Here is an 18,213-nt window from a genome sequence, read left to right on the forward strand (position 1 = left end):
TCCAGTCAGTTTTAGTTGTCGCGCCAGCGCTCGACTATATCCTGCGCCAGCACCGGACGGCTATAAAAATAGCCTTGCGCCAGGCGGCAGCCATGGCGCAGCAGGAAGGCGGCCTGCTCCTGCGTTTCCACGCCTTCGGCGATCACCGACAGATGCATGCTCTTGCCCAGTTCGATGATGGCGATCGCGATGGCTTCGTCGTTGGCGTCGCGCGCGATGTCCTTGATGAAGGAGCGGTCGATTTTCAGGGTCTGCACCGGCAACTGCTTCAGGTAGGCCAGCGAGGAGTAGCCGGTGCCGAAGTCGTCGATGGCCAGGCCCACGCCGATGGCGTGCAGGTCGTTGATGAAGCCGAGCGCATCGCCCGTGTTCATGATCACCGATTCCGTCACTTCCAGCTGCAGCCGCTGTGGTTCGAGGCCGGTTTCGCGCAGGATGTCGGCCACCATGCCGGCCATGCTGCCGCGTTCGAACTGTTTGACCGACAGGTTCACCGCCATCTTCGGCACGTGCAGGCCCTGCGCCTGCCAGCGCATCATCTGGCGGCACGCTTCGTCGAGCACCCATTTGCCCAGCTGGTTGATATAGCCGCTGTCTTCGGCCAGGGGAATGAAGCGGGCCGGCGCGACCAGGCCCAGCTCGGGATGGTTCCAGCGCACCAGGGCCTCGACGCCGATCAGGCGGCCCGTGTCGATCTCCACCTGCGGCTGGTAGTTCAGGAAAATCTCGTTCTTTTCGATCGAGCGGCGCAAGAAAGTTTCCAGGCGCAGCTTTTCGATGCCCTCGCCCGTCATCGACGGCGCATAGAAGCGGTAGCCGTTGCGCCCGCGCGCCTTGGCCTGGTACATCGCCACGTCGGCATTGCGGATCAACATGTTCAGGTCCTGCGCATCGTCCGGGTACAGGCTCACGCCCACGCTGCAGGTGACGAACAATTCGTGGCTGGCCACCAGGAAGGGCTGCTCGAACATGCCGACCAGTTTTTCCGCCACCTGGGTCGCGCCGTACTGGCCGTCGACATTTTCCAGCAGCACGATAAATTCGTCGCCGCCCAGGCGCGCCAGGGTATCGCCTTCGCGCAGCCGCGCCGACAACTGCGCCGCCACCTGCTGCAGCAATTCGTCGCCGATATGGTGGCCCAGCGTGTCGTTGACGTTCTTGAAGCGGTCGAGGTCGATAAACAGGATCGCCAGCTGTTCGGCGCGGCGCGCGGCGCGCAGCAAGGCGTGCTGCAGGCGGTCGTGGAACAGCAGGCGGTTCGGCAGCGCCGTGAGCGGATCGTGATGGGCCAGGTGGTCGAGCTTTTCCTGCGCCCGCTTGACCTCGGTGATGTCGCGCGAGACGCCCACGTAATGGGTGGCCAGCGCGTTGGTGTCGCGCACCGCGCTCAGGGTCAGCCATTCGAGGTAGATCTCGCCATTCTTGCGCCGGCGCCACAGCTCGCCGCGCCAGAAGCCGGAGGCGATCAGTTCATCGCGCATGGCCTGGTAAAACGCCGGGTCATGGCGTTCGGAACGCGTCAGCGACGAGTGCCTGCCGACCGCCTCGGCCTCGGCATAGCCGGTGATTTGCGTGAAAGCAGGATTGACGGCGACGATCACGCCCTCGATATCGACCACCATCACGGCGTCGGCGATATGTTCGAGCACGGTGGCCGACAGGCGCAGCTTTTCCTCGGCCTCCTTGCGCGCGGTGATGTCGGCATACACCCAGATGCTGCCTTCGGCCGGATGCAGCGGATCGAGCGCGCAGCCGCTCACCAGCGCCCAGAAGCGGCTGCCGTCCCGGCGCCGATAATGGCGCTCCTCGCTGAAGTCGCCGCCCGCCGACATGGCCGGGTACTGGCGCTCGCCCGCCTTTTCGAACTCATACCGGGAGGGGAACACGATGGCCGTCGAACTGCCCGTCATGCCGCCATGATCGTAGCCGAACAGCTCTTCGCAGCGGCGGTTGACGGAAACGATGCGGCGGCGGCGCACGAACATCACGCCGAACATCACATTGTCGAGTATCGCGCTTTGCTCGGTCAGCAGCGCCTCGATGCGCATTTCATGGTGCTTGCGCTGGCTGATGTCGGCAATGATGCCGTCGACCCACAACAGGCCGTCAGGGCCGGCCTGCGGCTGGCCATTTTCGGCTACCCAGCGCTCGGTGCCGCTGGCATCGACGATGCGGTATTCCAGCGCATACGGCCGCATCTCGCCGACCGCCTCCCTGACAGCGTGGCGGTGCATGCGGCGCTCTTCCGGGCAGATCAGGTCGACCCAGGCATGGGTGGTGCCGCGCATCAGTTGCGCCGCCGTGTAGCCGGCGATGTCTTCGATGGCGTCGCTGACGAAATCGATGGCGCCGTCCGGCCGGTAGCGGAACACGGCGCCCGGTACCTGCGTGACGATGGTGCGAAAGCGCTCTTCGCGCTGGCCGATGTCTTCGAACAGCTGGCCGATGGCGGCGCGCATCTGCTCGAGCTGCGCGGCCAGCCGGCCCAGCTCGTCATTGCCGCCCGCCTCCAGGCGCGTATCGAAGTCGCCATGCGACAGGCGGTCGGAAAAGCGCATCAGGCGGCGCAGCGGCCCCAGCAGCCGGCGGTTCATGAACAGCACGATCAGCGCCATCGACACGGCCAGTTGCGCGCCCAGCACGAACACATAGGCGATCTGCTTTTCGCGCAGCTCCTGCTGGCTGCGCGCATCGTCCATTTCAACCACCACATGGCCGATGCGTTCGCCGCGCACGGCAATATTGCGCTCGGCGCGGTAGACATTGCCGACCGGGCGCTGCGGCGCCTGCAGGCGCATGAATTCGGTATCGCCCTGGCCGACCACCCGCACCAGCAGCACGGCGCGGTCGCGCATCACCGATTCGACCAGCGACTGCGCCGATTCGGCATTCATGTTCCACAGCGACTCCTGCAGGCCCAGCGCCAGGATGTCGGCATTGCGCTGCAGCGCTTCGTTGAGACTGGTGCGCGCCGACTGGCGCTCATGCACGCCGACCAGCAGATAGCTGCCGATCAGGGCCGGGATCACCAGTCCGCCCAGCACCACCAGCAGCAAGGCGCCATAGATCGAGGAACCATACAGGGTGCGCAGGCTGGCCAGCCAGCGGCGATACGGAAAATTAGCCATGCAGGCACGGGCCTTGGTAAGTCATGCGAGCGATCATCGGATAGTAGCGGAAGGTTACGGGAAGCGAACGGCGGGAGAAATTATTCAACGGCAATTATGCATGGAAAAAGCGGGCAAAGTCATCTCTACCGGCTGGCGCTGTGGGAATATGTGCCGGAAACCGCACGGCCCAGCAGAAAAGGCTGCACCTTGCTATCATCGCCCCACTTTACCTAGAGGAACCACCATGACCTTCTCCATCCATTCCGCATCGATTCCTGTTTTCAAGCAAATCCTGGGCAGCCTGGCCGCCATCCTGGACAAGGCCGAAACGCATGCGCAAGACAAGAAAATCGATCCGAACGCGCTGCTGCAGTTCCGCTTGTTCCCGGACATGCTGCCCTTCGTGCGCCAGATCCAGATCGCCACCGACTTCGCCAAGGGCTGCGGCGCGCGCCTGGCCGGCGTGGCCGTGCCACCGTATGAAGATACCGAACAGAGCTTTGCCGAACTGAAGGCGCGCATCGTGAAAACCATCGCCTTCCTGGAAAGCCTGCCGCCAGCGGACATCGACGGCAGCGAAACGCGCGCCATCACCACCGGCAGCGGCGAAAAGTCCAAGCACTTCACGGGCCAGACCTATCTGTTCCACTACGCGCTGCCGCACTTCTTCTTCCATGCGACCACCGCTTACGACATCCTGCGCCATAACGGCGTGGAAGTGGGCAAGAAGGATTTCATCGGCAGCTATTGATACCGGCTCAGGTATTGCGGCGCGGGTAGCCCTGCGCCAATATCCTGACCCACACGACTTCCTTCTGTTCCGGCGTCATCGACACCCAGTGCGCCACTTCCACCACGCTGCGGCCGCAGCCGCGGCAGATTTCGTCAAAGGTGGTGGAACAGACGGCCACGCAGGGCGTGTCGGGGCGCTCGGGCAACTGAGCCAAATTCCCGGCCATCTCAAGACACCTTCGCGATGCCGAGCTTTTCCCAGCCTTCGAGACCGAGCTTTTCCAGGGTGGCGATATTCTTGTCGAAAATCTCGGACGCTTCCGGGAACGCTTCCACGGCGCGCTCGATGCTGTCCTCGCGCAGCAGGTGCAGGGTCGGATAGGGCGAGCGGTTGGTGAAGTTGCTGATATCGTCCTCGAACGTTTCGGCAAACTGGTAGTGCGGGTGGAAACTGGCCACCTGCAACTCGCCCGCCAGGTGCATGTCTTCCACGGCGGCGTCGACCACATCGAGGAACTCGTTGTAGTCGAGGAAATCGTTCAGTGTGTACGGATGGATCAGCAGGGTCGTGTCGATCTGCTCGGCACTGGTATCGGCCAGGGTTTGCAGCTCGTCCATCAGCATCGCCAGCAAATCTTCCGGATTGCTGGCGTCGCACACCACGTAGCGGATCTGTTTCTTCACATGCACGGCCTTGGCGAACGGGCAGAGGTTCAGGCCGATCACAGCCTTTTCCAGCCAGTCGACGGTGTTGGCGATAATGACGGCGTGGTCGTCGTCGTGGCGTGGCGGGGTATTCATAAGCGCAGACTCTCTATCAATGGGTGACCGGCTTTGCACCGGCCGGGCAAAGCCAAATTGTACGCACTCTTTGCGCAGTCTCATACTTGAGGGCCGTCACGCTTGCGCCAGGCCCTGACGCAACTATGCTATAACAGCGGTCGAACACGCTATTGGGCAAATTTTATTGGCAATAATTGCATTATTTGCGAATGGAAACTACCCGTTTCGCTGTCATCAGGCTGACATAATTCTTGACTCCGGCATGTGGATATACGTACACTCGCTGCTTGCTCATGGCTCAGTCCGATGTTTCCTCGACGACAACAATGGAACACTATGCACGAAAACTCCTTTAAATCGACCGCACTGGCGGCATTGGTCCTGGCCCTGGCGCCAGCGCTGAGCCAGGCGTACGACGCCGGTGTTGAGAGCGATAACGCGCCAGTCGCCGCCACCACGCCGGCCTTGATCCCGATGACCGCCCAGGTCACGGCAAAGCTCCCGACACTCGACAATCGCCTGCAAAAGACCGACCGCCTGATGAAAAATCTCAGCGACAGTTCCGATCCGCTGCGCGAAGCCGATGTCTGGGGCCGCATCCGCAGCGGCTATGCAATCCCCGACCTGAACAACCAGCTCGTTGCCAACCACGTCAACTGGTACGCCACCCGCCCCGACCATCTGGCCCGCACCACGGCGCGCGCCTCGCGCTACATCTACTATGTAGTGCAGGAACTGGAAAAGCGCGGCATGCCGACCGAACTGGCCTTGCTGCCGTTTATCGAATCGGCCTTCAACCCGCAGGCCTTCTCCAGCGCCAGCGCGGCCGGCCTGTGGCAATTCGTGCCGGCCACCGGACGCGATTTCAACCTCAAGCAGAACATGTTCAAGGACGAGCGCCGCGGCGTGCTGGCCTCGACCGATGCGGCGCTCACCTACCTGCAGCGCCTGTATGACATGTTTGGCGACTGGCAACTGGCACTGGCCGCCTACAACTGGGGCGAAGGCTCGGTGCAGCGCGCCATCAAGAAAAACCAGTCGCTGGGCAAGCCGACCGACTTTGAAAGCCTGGCCGACCTGATGCCGGCCGAAACGCGCAACTACGTGCCCAAGCTGCAGGCGGTGAAGAACATTATCGCCAATCCGGCCCAGTATGGCCTGACCCTGCCGGTGGTCGAGAACCAGCCTTATTTCACCGCCATCGACAAGACCAGCGATATCGACATCACGGTGGCCGCCCAGCTGGCCGAGCTGTCGACCGACGAATTCAAGGCCCTGAACCCGCAATTCAACCGCCCCGTCATCATCGGCGGTGAAAAGACCAAGATTTTGCTGCCGCAGGAAAACGCCGCCAAGTTCACCACCAACCTGGCGCAATGGGGCCATGCACTTTCGAGCTGGACCACGCACAAGATCACCAATGCGCGCGAACGCATCGAAACGCTGGCGTCGAAATTCGGTACCACGGCCGATGTGCTGCGCCAGGCCAATAATATTCCGCAAAGCATGCGCCTGCGCGCCGGCTCGACCATCCTGGTACCGAAAACCTCGGCCACCATGAACATGAACATTACCCAGGAAATCGCCGACAACGCCACCATGCTGTTCGAAGCGGACCGTCCGGAACGCGCGTTGAAGAATGCGCGCCGCGCCGTCAAGGGCGGCAAGGTGCAAGCCGCGCCGATCTCGCTGGTCAAGCCGCGCATCCAGCGCGGTGGCGGCAACAGCCGTGCCAAGGCACGCCACTGACCGACGTCCTGACCCAGCGCTGAACTTCACCGGCCGCCACAGCCTCGCTGTCGCGGCCGGTTTTTCCTTGCCTACCCAGTCCAGGCAGTCGCCATGACGGGCCCGGGACAGCCGGGCCGCCTGGCGCCGGAAGGCAACCTGGTCGACTTCGCACAGGCGAGCAGGCAGGTCAATATCGCCAGGATACGGCGATGGAAATGACACAATCTGCTGCTTGCCGCAAGCAAAACCATTTAGAACGTGCAAAACCGTGGAAAATACGGTATAGTGTCGTTGTGCGCTGCAATATGCTTTCTGCCGCAGCAAGATGCACAATAAATTTAGCAGCTTCGCAAGCCTTAGCGCATCCTCAGGATGCCGCTTATTAAAGCCCTCCCGCCTTGTGTGTCGCACCTGACACCGTCCCGGCGCAAAGCTTTTGTGCCGAAATTTCTTTTTAGTCGAGTCATTTCGTTTTGGTTGGCGTTGCTATTTTGCGTTCTGCTTTTTGCAAGAACGCTGATTTTCACGAAAGAAAAAGAATGACATTTGAATCCTTAGGCCTGCATCCGTCCATCATCTCCGCTCTGACCGAATCGGGCTACACCGCGCCAACCGCGGTACAGTTGCAAGCGATTCCTGCGGCGATCGAAGGCCGTGACCTGCTGGTCTCGTCGCAGACCGGTTCGGGCAAGACCGCAGCATTCATGCTGCCGTCGCTGCACAAACTGGCCAGCGCCGAACAAAACGCCGCCGGCAAGACGCCGAACCAGGAAATGCAAGCCTCGCGCGCCCGCGGCGAGCGTCCACGCTTCAAGGCTGCCCAGCCCAAAATGCTGGTGCTGACCCCGACCCGCGAACTGGCCCTGCAGGTGACCACCAACACCGACAAGTACAGCACCGGCATCCGCCGCATCAAGGCGGTGTCGATCCTGGGCGGCATGCCTTACCCGAAACAGATGCAATTGCTGGCCAAGAACCCGGAAATTCTGGTGGCGACCCCAGGCCGTCTGATCGACCACATGGATTCGGGCAAGATCGACTTCTCGCAACTGGAAATCCTGGTGCTGGACGAAGCCGACCGCATGCTGGACATGGGCTTTATCGACGACATCGAAAAAATCGTCGAAGCCACGCCGGAAGGCCGCCAGACCATGCTGTTCTCGGCCACCCTGGACGGTGTGGTCGGCAACATGGCGCGCCGCATCACGAAAAACCCGCTGGTCATCCAGATCGCCGGTTCGTCGAACAAGCACGAAAACATCACCCAGCGCGTGCACTTCGTCGACGACCTGTCGCACAAGAATCGCCTGCTGGACCACCTGCTGCGCGACGAAACGCTGGACCAGGCCGTGGTATTTACCGCGACCAAGCGTGACGCCGACACCATCGCCGACCGTCTGAACATCGCCGGCTTCTCGGCTGCCGCCTTGCACGGCGACATGCACCAGGGCGCGCGTAACCGCACCCTGGACGGCATGCGCCGCGGCCAGGTCAAGGTACTGGTTGCCACCGACGTTGCCGCCCGCGGCATCGACGTGCCGACGATTACCCACGTGTTCAACTACGACCTGCCGAAGTTCCCGGAAGATTACGTCCACCGCATCGGCCGTACCGGCCGCGCTGGCCGCAACGGCCTGGCCATCTCGCTGGTGAACCACGCTGAAGGCATGAACGTCAAGCGTATCGAACGCTTTACCAAGCAATTGATCCCGGTCAATGTGATCGAAGGCTTCGAGCCGAAGAAAACCGCCTCGGCACCACGTTCGAGCGCACGTCCAGGCGGCTGGAAACCAGGCGACAATCGCACTGCCGCCAAGCCGGGCCAACGCACGTTCAGCAAACCAGGCGCGCCACGCAAAGATGGCGCACCAAGCACCGGCGGCGGCTACAAGGGTTCCAACCCGCGCAGCACCGACGGCGCGCGCCGCAGCTACGGCGACCGTTAATCACGGATCGCTCTTAGCTAGCGGGTCATAGAAAACGGCCACCAGATCGCTCTGGTGGCCGTTTTTTTATTGTGCGGCAGATTATTTCCTGGATACTTTCTGGCGCGACAGCTTGCGCAGCTTGGCCTGCTCGAAGCGCACCTTCTGCTCTTGCGTCTCCAGCACCAACGGCGGCACGGCCACCGGCTTGCGGTTGGCGTCGACGGCCACCATGGTGAAATAGCAGCTGTTGGCATGGCGCACCAGGCGCTGCTGGATGTTTTCCGTCACCACGCGGATGCCCACTTCCATCGAGGTGGTGCCCGTGTAATTGATCGAGGCGAGGAAAGTCACCAGTTCGCCCACGTGGATCGGCTGCAGGAACATCACCTGGTCAACCGACAGGGTCACCACATAGCTGCCCGAATAGCGGCTGGCGCAGGCATAGGCGACGCTGTCGAGATATTTCAAAATGGTGCCGCCGTGTACGTTGCCTGAAAAATTGGCCATATCGGGCGTCATCAGGACCGTCATCGTCAGTTCGTGGGCCGACCAGTTCATCGCGCTGTCCAAAGTGTTCTCCAAGGGGGAAGATAAAAGTAATGGGGGAAATGAAAACCGGCCCCAGGGGCCGGTGGCAGGCTTTACAAGCCCAAGGTATCGATGTCGGCCAGCGAGTCGCGGCCCTTGTCGGAAATATCGTGGCCCTCGCCTTCGGGGCGTGCCACGATATGGGCTTTCTTGCCCAGGAAATAGGCCACGTCGGTGTCAAGCCTGGTCATCGGGTCGGCGGCCACGGCGCGCAATCCCATGATGCAGCGGCGCAGGAACAGCAGTTGTTGCGCTTTGTCAGTGATCGACAAACGGCCATCCCTGGCATAGCTGAGCAGCTTCAGGCCGGACAGGCGCTTGGCATTGCGGGCAACGCAAGCGCTCGGGCGCTCGGTCTTGATGCCGCGTGCAACCTGCTCCAGCGCGTCATATTCATCGGTTGTTAATTTCTCGTTCTTCATTGCATTTCCATAAAAGGCCAGGTGTTCGGCCCCCATGGTACGCGCCCCGCTGCGCATCGGCAACAGGCAAGGTGATTCCATCGCCGCGCGCGCTGCGCCCGGCCCGTTGAAATGACCTCAAGACGGCATTTATCTGAAGTTACGCAGCAACAGCCAGGCCAGGCCGCAACCGGCCACGGCGCCCGTCAGGGCCAGCGCCAGCAAGCTTTTGCTGTCCAGCACAGGGCGACGGCCCAGATAAATTTTGTTATGCAGAGAATTGCCCATGATCGTCTCCTGGTCTGGATTGATGGTGATGTCTCATTATAAGAACAGAATCGTGACGCCTGCGTGACGCACGGCAGTTCGCCGCAGGTTTGTGTGTGCGCACGAGCACATCGCGCAATTTTGTTGTTTTATTGGCGCGACGCACAGGCAGTGCGTGACGCCGCCGGCGCCATGCGCTGCCTGGCCAACCGTCAGTGCATCTTGACGGGGGGCTGCGCCGGCGTCGGCTCTTCAATCGGCACCGGGTCGACGTCGGGCATTTTTTCCGGCGGCGGCGTCACCGGATCGCCTTCCGGTGGCGGAACGTTGTCCGGCTCCGGGGTACTGTGGGCATGCAAACCGGCATGTGGGTTCAAAGCGTCCATGGTGTTCCTCCTTGGCCACCACTGTAACGCAGGCCGGAAAATCCTGGCGCGCAAAGCGGTGCGGGAACTAATCCGTAGCAGCCGGCTCCAACCATGCATGCCGGGAAACGGAGCACCGATGCATCGCCAGAAAATTCTCTTTGTCGCCGAGGCCGTCACCCTGGCCCATGTCGGTCGTCCGCTGACCTTGGCGCAAGGACTGGACGATACCCTGTACGAGGTGCATTTTGCGTGCACCGATGGCTATGATTTCTGCTTTCAGGGCACCCCTTTCCAGCGCTGGCGCATCCACAGCATCCCATCGCGGCAATTCCTGCATGCCCTGGCACAAGGCAAGCCCGTGTATGACGAAGCCACCTTGCAAGCCTATGTCGAAGACGACCTGCGCCTGTTCGACGCGGTGCGGCCCGATCTGGTGATCGGCGACTTTCGTTTGTCGCTGTCGGTCAGCGCGCGCCTGCGCGCCATCCCCTACATCACTGTCAGCAATGCCTACTGGAGCCCCCATGTGCGCCAGCACTACACGGTGCCCAGCCTGCCGCTCACGCGCATGCTGCCGATCTGGCTGGCCGATCCCCTGTTCCGCCTGATACGCCCGCTGGCCTTTGCCAGCCATGCCGTCCCCATGAACCGCGTGCGCCGCCGCCATGGCCTGCCTTCGCTCGGTGGCGACTTGCGCCGTATCTATACCGATGCCGACCAGACCCTGTATGCCGATATCCCGCAACTGTTTCCACCGCAGGCCATGCCGGCCCATCACGGCTACCTGGGCGCCATCGTCTGGGCGCCGCCGATGGACTTGCCGTCCTGGTGGCAACTGCCGGAACTGCGCCAGGACCAGGGGCGGCCCCTGATTTACGTCACCCTGGGCAGTTCCGGCCAGTCGCAGTTGCTGCCGCGCGTGCTGCATGCGCTGTCGACCTTGCCCGTCACCGTGCTGGCCGCCACGGCCGGCACCATTGAACTGGACAGCGTGCCGCCGAACGCCCATGTCACACCCTTCCTGCCTGGCGACGCGGCCGCACGCCGCGCCAGCCTGGTGATCTGCAATGGCGGCAGCCCCACCAGCCAGCAGGCTTTGGTTGCGGGCGTGCCCGTCATCGGCATCGCCGGCAATCTCGACCAGTTCCTCAACATGCACGGCATCGTTGCCGCAGGCGCCGGCCAATTGCTGCGCGCCGACCGATACAACGACGACGTCTTGCGCCAGGCCGTCACGCGCCTGCTCGGCGATCGCCCGGCGCAGCAGGCGGCACGGCAACTGGCGGCTGTATTCCAGGACTACTCGCCACATGCACGCCTGCAGGAACGCATGCAGGCCCTGCTCGCCTGAGGCTGCCGGCAGGGCGTCGGCATTTTTTACAGCCGACCGCGCAATCCCTGCCAAACGTCAACAACAATCCCGCAAGTGCTTGATTTACAAGCAAAGTCCCCGCTTGGCATGGAAGTCGCTTTGGAATGGCCGTGAGCACCTGACTGCAGGACTCAAACCCGACTTCCCTTTCACCACTCCATGCTGTGAGGTAACCCAAATGAAACTATCTCAACTGAAACTGCTCCCCGCCGCTGCGGCGCTGGCCATGCTGTGCGCGGCCGGCGGCGCGCAGGCAGGCGCTTATGGCTACTCGTACGACAACATCTTCGGCCTGACCATCAGCAATCCGACCGGTGTCGTCACTGTCGCCAGCTCCACCAATATTTCGCGCAGCACCTCCACCCTGAACGGCGTGAGCGTCATCAATGGCGGCTCCGGCCAACTCGACTCGCCGCAATCGGCCGTCGGCGCCGTGACCAAGGGCCAGAACGACTTCTCGCAGCAAGGCCCGACCGGCACCTACGCGCGTGGCGACGCACAGATCGTCAGCACGCAGTTCCCGCCCTTCCCCGCTGGCGCGACCAGCACCCAGGCCGTCAACGTGGCCGAGGCCCACCTCGACACGGCCGGCACCGCCGACGCCTCGGGCCGCAACGGTTCGACCACCGGCTTTTCCGTTGTCTTCGTGGTCGGCTCGCCCACGGCCACACTGGCCTTCAACTTCCTGGCCAATCCCTTCATGCAAGTGTTCCTGAACAACGACGTGGCGCTGGGCTCGTCGTCGACGGCCAACCTGGTGGTGACCTTCAGCATCACCGATGCGACCGGCGCCACCGTGTTCAACTGGGCGCCGGACGGCGCGGTCGGTTCCGGCATCTCGGGCGGTACGGAGTCGGCCGATGCGGCCAACCTGAACACCAACCTGTCGACCAACTTCCTGACCCGGGGCAATCTGTTCACCTATGACCCCACCGGTTGCGGCGCACCGGCCGGCACCGGCATCGGCACCGCTTGCGGCGGTACTTTCTCGGCCCTGACCAACACCCTGGCGGCAGGCAGCTACACCCTGACCCTGAACGCGGTGGAAAGCGTGGACCTGGTGAAAGTGACGGCCGTGCCGGAACCGGGCACGCTGGCCTTGCTGGGCCTGGGCCTGGCCGGCCTGGGCTACGCCAGCCGCCGCAAAATCACTGTCTGAGCTCGACAGCGGCAATCAAGGGCGGGGGAGCTCCCGCCCTTTTCGGTTGCAGCACAGGCCATGCCACCTTGTCGGCATTTTTTACAGACGCATGGGCCCTTGAGCGGGCAACAGACCAAGGATCTTCCATGACACTGTTTTTCCGTACGCCCCTCTCCACCGCCCTGAGCCTGACGGCATTGTTGATGGCAGGCGCCAGCGGTGGCGCACACGCCTCGGCCTACGCCTACTCGTACAACAGTATTTTCGGCCTGACCATCTCCAACCCCACCGGCAGCATTTCGGTGGCAGGCAATACCGATATCTCGCGCTCGACGGCCACCCTCAACGGCGGCAGCATCATCCGTGGCGGCAATGGTTTTGTCGATGCGCCGCAATCGGCACTGGGCGCGGTGAGCAAGGCGCAAAACAATTTTACCCAGCAAGGGCTGGGCAATGCCTCGTATTCGCGCGGCGACGCGCAAATCATCACCTCGCAGATTCCTCCCTTCCCGCCGGGCGCGACCAGCACCCACTCCGTCAACGCCGCCGAAGCCTTTCTGTTCGATACGGGCAGCGCCGATGCCTCGGGACGCAATGGTTCGAACACCGGCCTGTCGGTCAACCTGGTGGTCGGCGCGCCGGGCGCCACCATCCTGTTCAACTTCCTGGCCGCCCCCTTCATGCAGGCCTATCTCGATACGCTGGCCGGGCCCGGCTCGGCGTCGAGCAGCAATATGTCGGTCAACTTTACCATCACCAATGCGCTGGGACAAAACGTCTTCAACTGGTCGCCCGATGGCAAGGTCGGCTCCGGCATTTCAGGCGGCACCGAACTGGCCGACGCGGCCGACCTCAATATCAGCTATGCGGCCAATACCCTTACGGCCGGCAAGATGCTCACCTACGACCCGCTCGGCTGCGGCGCGCCCGCAGGCACCGGCAGCGGCACCAGTTGCGGCGGCGCCTATACAGCGCTGAGCAACAACCTGGTGGCCGGCAACTACGCCCTGACCTTAAATACGGTCAACAGCGCCGATCTGACCATCGTGCCGCGCGTGGTGCCAGTAAGCGAGCCGGGCACCCTGGCCCTGCTGGTACTGGGCTTGCTGGGCCTGTGCCTGCGACGCAGCGGGCGCTGACTTGCCAGGGTCACGCCTGCTTCCTGAGCAGGCGCGCCGGAATGCCACCCCATACTTCCCCGGCGCCCACCACGCTGTCCTTGGTCAGCACGGCGCCCACGGAAATAATCGCGCCATCGCCGATGCGCGCGCCAGCCATGATGACCGCATGGGCGCCGATGGTCACGCGATTGCCGATCATCACCGGGCGCAGTTCCAGCCTGTCGCCCTCGATCACATGCGCGAATATCACCGCATCGTGGCCGACAATGCTGTCGCTGCCGATGGTGGTCAACGGTGGATCGAGCAGAGCGCCGGCGCTGTAGGTATTGCTGCCCAGCCGGGCACCCAGCGCCAGGTAGACCAGGCGCAGCAGGGGCAAGGGCAGGAAGTGCGTGCGGATCAGGGAATTGAACAGCAGCAGATAAAACAAAATATTCAGGTTGGCGGCGAATTCCTCGCGCGAACCGGGCGCGGCGGCGCCTGCACGCAGCGGCAGCACGCGCAAGCACAGCCTGTATACCGCGAAGGCAAACAGATACACCAGCAGCACGGCCGCACACACCACCGCGACAGCACGAAACTCGCCCGGCGGCAGCAAGCCCAGCAGCAAGACCGCGCTGCCGACGCCAAGCAGCAGGATCAAGGCCAGCAGGCACAGGAACACCACGATTTCTTGCGTACCGATCTTGCGCATGGCTAGTCCTTCGCGCCCGGCGTCACGATCAGTTCCCGCAGTGGCCGGCGCAGCGAACGGGCCTGGGCCGGCGCGCCGGCGCCGATACGGCCCAGGAACACGGCCCGTTCGGCATGTTGCTCGCCCAGCAAGGCGCGCGTTTGCACGGCCAGCTCCTGCGCCACCTCCTGCAAGCCTTCGGTGCGGGAAAACACGCGGCGCTCGCGCACATAGCGGGCAAAGATCAACGGCGTCAGTTCCGGCTGCATCTGCAGGCCGAGCTCGGTAGCCGTCAGCCAGAAGCGCTGCATGGCGCGCCCGGCCGCCACGTAATCGTCGACATGGCGCGGTGGCGACTGGGCCAGCAGCGCGAAATGCGCGCCACAGTACCAGCCTGGCAGCAAGTCCATCTGCAGCCGTGGCGCCAGGGTGCCGGCCAGCCAGGTATTGAAGAAATCCACGCGGCGCCAGCTGCGCATGATCCAGCGCATCAATTTGGCCGTCATGGGGTCGACCCCGAGTGCCTGGTCCGGCATGCGGTCCACGCTGTAGCGCGCATTCCATTCGATCACGGCGCAGTGCACCCGGTGCGCCTCGGGCATGATCAGGCGCAAACGGGCATTGTTGAACATCAGCCGCGCGCAAGCGAAGCGCGTGCGCTTTCCCTCCAGCCACAGCACGCCGTAGCCTTCCGGCAGGCTGGCCGCCAGCGCCGCCTTTTCGCTCACGCGCAGGCTGCGCGTGCTGAGCCTGCGGCGCTGCACCGTGCGCTGCGGCAAAAAGGCCGCCAGCGGATCGGGCGCCAGGCCGGGCGCGTCGATAAAGACGGCGTCAAAGGTGGGCAAGTGATCGGGCATGCCTGGGCGGCGCCGCGCGTCCATCGAAAGGCCATGGCGGCTGGCCGCCAGCGCCAGGCTTTCCAGCAGCGCGCCCAGCGACAACTGGCTGGGATGGCCGTCGAGGTCGTACACGCAGTGACTGCGCGTGTCGAAACCATGCACCACCACATGGCGCGGGCCGCGCACCTCGAAGCGCCAGGGCTGGGTATTGTCGCCGCTGGGCGCCCAGCGCCCCTGGTCGAGGATCGCTTCCAGCACGGGATCGATCGCCAAGCTGTTTGTCATCAGGCCCCCCTGGCGGCGCGGCGCCGCTTGATGAGGGCCATGGCCAGGCGCTGCAGCGGGTGACGGTTGCCGCCCGGACGCCAGGTATGCACCATTTTGTTACGATAGGCATCGAAATGCATGCCATGCGGGGCCGCGATCACCTTGCCGCGCCGCAACAGGATCTTCAGCGCCTCGGTAGCGGCCGCGCCCGCGCACAACTGGCACCCCATGATGGTCGATGGCCCGCGCCGCTCCTTGAGGTTGATGGCGGACGGGTCGACTAGGTAAGGCCCGTGCAGGCCGGCCGGCGCCAGGCCCACCAGGAAGCGCAGCGCTTTTTCTTCTTCGGGCAAATCGCCCCAGCCGAAATACTGCTCGAACGTCATTTGCCCGGGCAGGAAACTGAGCACCGCCGTGCCCATGCCCAGCGGCGCGGCCGTGATCGCCGGGATCGCCAGCCTGGCGCACATGGCAAAGGTCGATTGGCGTGCGGGAAAGGCAAAGAAATCGAGACCGTCCACGTACAGGTCGACGCCGTCAAAAAACTCGGCCAGATTGGCGTCATTGATACCGTCGGGGAACAGCTTGATGTCGAGTTCGGGATTGATGTCGCGCGCCATTTGCGCCAGCACCTCGACCTTGGGCTGGCCCAAGGTCGACACCATGGCGCCGGCCTGGCGGTTGAAATTGGCAATATCGAAGGTATCGAAATCGGCGATATGGAAGGCGCCGACGCCCAGCCGTGCCAGGGTCAGCAAATGCACGCCACCGACGCCGCCCATGCCGGCAATGGCCACGCGCTTGCCACGCAAGCTGTCCTGTTCGGCCCGCGTGACCCAGCCCAGGTTGCGGGCAAATGCCGCGTGATAAGAAAAACCGTCTGTCATGCTCACCTTTCCGGATGCCTTGCGTCATTACGCAAGAACCAAGAAAGTATTGACAGGCATTACGATAAAAAGTTCCCGAAATACCTGAAATTTATTTCAGAAGCAGCGCAGTCGCGCGCGACCCGTCCTGGCCCGACGTGGCAGCCACCTTGAACACGCTGACCAGCTGCGCCAGGCCCGCCGCCTGCTCGTTCATGGCCTGCGCCGCCGCCGCCGCCTGCTCCACCAGCGCCGAATTTTGCTGGGTCATGTTGTCCATCTCGACAATCGCTTGGTTGATCTGATCGATGCCGGTGCTTTGTTCGCTGCTGGCCGAAGAAATCTCGGCCACGATATCGGTGACCTGCTGCACGCTGGCGACTACCCTGGCCATGGTGTCGCCTGCCAGCGCCACCAGCTTTTCACCGGTGCCGACCTGCTCGGCGGAACTGTCGATCAGTTGCTTGATCTCCTTGGCCGCCTGGCTGGAGCGCTGCGCCAGGTTGCGCACCTCGGTGGCGACTACGGCAAACCCCCTGCCCTGCTCGCCCGCGCGCGCCGCTTCCACGGCCGCGTTCAAGGCCAGGATATTGGTCTGGAAGGCGATGCCGTCGATCACGCTGATGATGTCGCCGATCTTTTTCGACGAAGCGTTGATCGCGCCCATGGTCTCGACCACCTGGCCGACCACGCCGCCGGCCTGGCTGGCCACTTGCGATGCAGAAATAGCCAACTGGTTGGCCTGGCGCGCATTGTCCGCATTCTGGCGCACGGTCGCGGTCATTTCCTCCATCGTCGAAGCGGTCTCTTCCAGCGAACCCGCCTGCTGCTCCGTGCGCGCCGACAAGTCGTGATTGCCGGCGGCGATTTCACCGGAGGCCAACGAAATCGACTCGGCATCGTTGCGCACCTGGCTCACCAGATGGGCCAGCTTGTCGCGCATGACCCTGATCGCGATCAACAGGCTGCCGGAGTCGCCGGCGCGCGTGTGCACCGGCGTGGTCAGGTCGCCCCCGGCAATTTGCGCAACGATGGCGGCGGCGTAGTCGGGTTCGCCACCGAGCTGGCCCAGTATGCGGCGCAGCATCAGCGCGGCCAGCGCGGCCACCACCAGCATCAGCACCACGCCGATACCCAGCAGCACGCGCGCCTGGGCCCAGAAGGCGGCATTGATGTCGTCGATATAGGTAGCGGTGCCGATCAGCCAGTCCCAGGGCGCGAACTTGATCAGCGCAAACAGTTTCGCCACCGGTTCGGCCACCCCGGGGCGGCTGCCGTTGGTCTGCAACACGCCGATACGGTTCTGGGCGAGGGCCGCGCGATAGCGGTCACCGGCCTCCTTTGCGCCTTTTTGCGGCACACCGATACGGTCCTTCTTGATGTGCAGATACAAGATGTCGGTGGTGTAATCGCGCACGAAAAAATACATCTCATCCTTGACGAAACTGCTCAATGCCAGTTTGGCTTGCTGCTGGGCCTGCTCACGCGTCAGCTTGCCGGACTGCTCCAGCGCATAGGCTTTTTCCACTGCGGCATTGGCCAGTTCGATCAGCACCGACACTTGCCCGGTGCGCTCGGCCATCATGGTCTGGCGCAGCGAATACAGGGAGAACGATGCGATCAGGACAATGCCCAGCAAGGTGCTGAAACATAACAAAAGGATGCGTGAACGGAGTGTCATGGCGTATGTCCGAAAAGTGAAGGTAGAACCCGGGAAAACATTTTTAAAAATGCAAAACGGGCAGCGCTACCGGGCTGGCGCCCGGCAGGCACCGCCCGCTATTGTTTCTGATGCGGCAATATGCCGCTGTGAGGCCCAGCGTTCAGGCCAATGCTTCCTTGGCTGCTTCTTCCGGCGTCAGGCCATCATAGAACTGGTCGGTAAACCACTCGACCTGTTCTTCGATATGGTCCTGCGCCTGTTCCACCGTGGCGCCGCCGGCAACTAAAAAGCCTTCGACTTCGATACACCAGTTAATCAGTTCCAGGGTTTCCGGATCGAGTTCTTCTTTCTTGGCCATCTTGC

General features: G+C 63.0%; 18 protein-coding genes. 6 read left to right on the forward strand and 12 right to left on the reverse strand.

What is annotated here, in order from left to right; all coding sequences use genetic code 11:
* Nucleotides 1–11: 11 nt before the first annotated feature.
* A complete protein-coding gene (locus CD932_RS01550; protein ID WP_094441098.1) occupies nt 12–3,128 on the reverse strand; it encodes an EAL domain-containing protein in 3,117 nt (1,038 codons plus the stop codon).
* Between the two features lie 226 nt (nt 3,129–3,354).
* On the opposite strand from CD932_RS01550, the gene CD932_RS01555 reads away from it, so the two are divergent.
* Nucleotides 3,355–3,861, forward strand: a complete 507-nt coding sequence (locus CD932_RS01555; RefSeq protein WP_094441099.1) for a DUF1993 family protein — start codon at nt 3,355–3,357, stop codon at nt 3,859–3,861.
* A gap of 7 nt (nt 3,862–3,868) precedes the next feature.
* Here the strand turns inward: CD932_RS01555 and CD932_RS01560 are convergent, their stop codons facing one another.
* Nucleotides 3,869–4,069: a DUF1289 domain-containing protein gene (locus tag CD932_RS01560; RefSeq protein ID WP_094441100.1), complete on the reverse strand. Its 201-nt coding sequence runs from the start codon at nt 4,067–4,069 to the stop codon at nt 3,869–3,871.
* A gap of 1 nt (nt 4,070) precedes the next feature.
* Complete coding sequence (locus CD932_RS01565; protein ID WP_094441101.1) at nt 4,071–4,643, reverse strand: DUF1415 domain-containing protein; 573 nt, start codon at nt 4,641–4,643, stop codon at nt 4,071–4,073.
* 318 nt (nt 4,644–4,961) lie between these two features.
* Between CD932_RS01565 and CD932_RS01570 the strand changes: the two genes are divergently transcribed.
* Both CD932_RS01570 and CD932_RS01575 read left to right on the forward strand, forming a co-directional pair.
* On the forward strand, nt 4,962–6,374 hold the full coding sequence (locus CD932_RS01570) for a transglycosylase SLT domain-containing protein (RefSeq protein WP_094441102.1): 1,413 nt from the start codon (nt 4,962–4,964) through the stop codon (nt 6,372–6,374).
* 521 nt (nt 6,375–6,895) lie between these two features.
* Nucleotides 6,896–8,302 (forward strand): DEAD/DEAH box helicase, encoded by a 1,407-nt coding sequence (locus tag CD932_RS01575; protein ID WP_094441103.1) that lies wholly within the window; start codon nt 6,896–6,898, stop codon nt 8,300–8,302.
* Between the two features lie 81 nt (nt 8,303–8,383).
* Here CD932_RS01575 and CD932_RS01580 read toward each other — a convergent pair whose 3' ends face one another.
* The 4 genes from CD932_RS01580 to CD932_RS28645 all read right to left on the reverse strand — a co-directional run bounded on the left by CD932_RS01580 (nt 8,384) and on the right by CD932_RS28645 (nt 9,926).
* On the reverse strand, nt 8,384–8,842 hold the full coding sequence (locus tag CD932_RS01580; RefSeq protein WP_094443387.1) for an acyl-CoA thioesterase: 459 nt from the start codon (nt 8,840–8,842) through the stop codon (nt 8,384–8,386).
* 83 nt (nt 8,843–8,925) lie between these two features.
* Entirely contained in the window at nt 8,926–9,294 is a 369-nt protein-coding gene (locus tag CD932_RS01585; protein WP_094441104.1) for a hypothetical protein, read from the reverse strand.
* A 129-nt stretch (nt 9,295–9,423) separates the two neighbouring features.
* Nucleotides 9,424–9,561 (reverse strand): hypothetical protein, encoded by a 138-nt coding sequence (locus tag CD932_RS28640; RefSeq protein ID WP_176460843.1) that lies wholly within the window; start codon nt 9,559–9,561, stop codon nt 9,424–9,426.
* A gap of 191 nt (nt 9,562–9,752) precedes the next feature.
* A complete protein-coding gene (locus CD932_RS28645; protein WP_176460844.1) occupies nt 9,753–9,926 on the reverse strand; it encodes a hypothetical protein in 174 nt (57 codons plus the stop codon).
* Nucleotides 9,927–10,044: 118 nt separating this feature from the next.
* Here CD932_RS28645 and CD932_RS01590 point away from each other — a divergent pair, with 118 nt between their 5' ends.
* From CD932_RS01590 to CD932_RS01600, 3 genes are all read left to right on the forward strand, one after another.
* Nucleotides 10,045–11,259 (forward strand): glycosyltransferase, encoded by a 1,215-nt coding sequence (locus tag CD932_RS01590; protein WP_094441105.1) that lies wholly within the window; start codon nt 10,045–10,047, stop codon nt 11,257–11,259.
* Nucleotides 11,260–11,458: 199 nt separating this feature from the next.
* The gene (locus CD932_RS01595) at nt 11,459–12,439 is read left to right on the forward strand and encodes an EDSAP-1 family PEP-CTERM protein (protein ID WP_094441106.1); all 981 of its coding nucleotides are present in this window, start codon (nt 11,459–11,461) and stop codon (nt 12,437–12,439) included.
* Nucleotides 12,440–12,567: 128 nt separating this feature from the next.
* Complete coding sequence (locus CD932_RS01600; RefSeq protein ID WP_094441107.1) at nt 12,568–13,560, forward strand: EDSAP-1 family PEP-CTERM protein; 993 nt, start codon at nt 12,568–12,570, stop codon at nt 13,558–13,560.
* 10 nt (nt 13,561–13,570) lie between these two features.
* Here CD932_RS01600 and CD932_RS01605 read toward each other — a convergent pair whose 3' ends face one another.
* The 5 genes from CD932_RS01605 to CD932_RS01625 form a co-directional block, all read right to left on the reverse strand.
* Complete coding sequence (locus tag CD932_RS01605) at nt 13,571–14,236, reverse strand: transferase (protein WP_094441108.1); 666 nt, start codon at nt 14,234–14,236, stop codon at nt 13,571–13,573.
* Between the two features lie 2 nt (nt 14,237–14,238).
* Nucleotides 14,239–15,339 (reverse strand): nitroreductase family protein, encoded by a 1,101-nt coding sequence (locus CD932_RS01610; protein ID WP_094441109.1) that lies wholly within the window; start codon nt 15,337–15,339, stop codon nt 14,239–14,241.
* On the reverse strand, nt 15,339–16,208 hold the full coding sequence (locus tag CD932_RS01615) for a ThiF family adenylyltransferase (RefSeq protein ID WP_094441110.1): 870 nt from the start codon (nt 16,206–16,208) through the stop codon (nt 15,339–15,341). Before CD932_RS01615 ends, CD932_RS01610 begins: the two co-directional genes overlap by 1 nt.
* Nucleotides 16,209–16,299: 91 nt before the next feature.
* Complete coding sequence (locus CD932_RS01620; RefSeq protein WP_094441111.1) at nt 16,300–17,868, reverse strand: methyl-accepting chemotaxis protein; 1,569 nt, start codon at nt 17,866–17,868, stop codon at nt 16,300–16,302.
* A gap of 142 nt (nt 17,869–18,010) precedes the next feature.
* On the reverse strand, nt 18,011–18,208 hold the full coding sequence (locus tag CD932_RS01625) for a hypothetical protein (RefSeq protein ID WP_065306651.1): 198 nt from the start codon (nt 18,206–18,208) through the stop codon (nt 18,011–18,013).
* Nucleotides 18,209–18,213: the final 5 nt, after the last annotated feature.

The sequence above is a fragment of the Janthinobacterium sp. PC23-8 genome (genome assembly GCF_002250505.1).
In the GTDB taxonomy this organism is placed as follows: Bacteria; Pseudomonadota; Gammaproteobacteria; order Burkholderiales; family Burkholderiaceae_D; genus Janthinobacterium.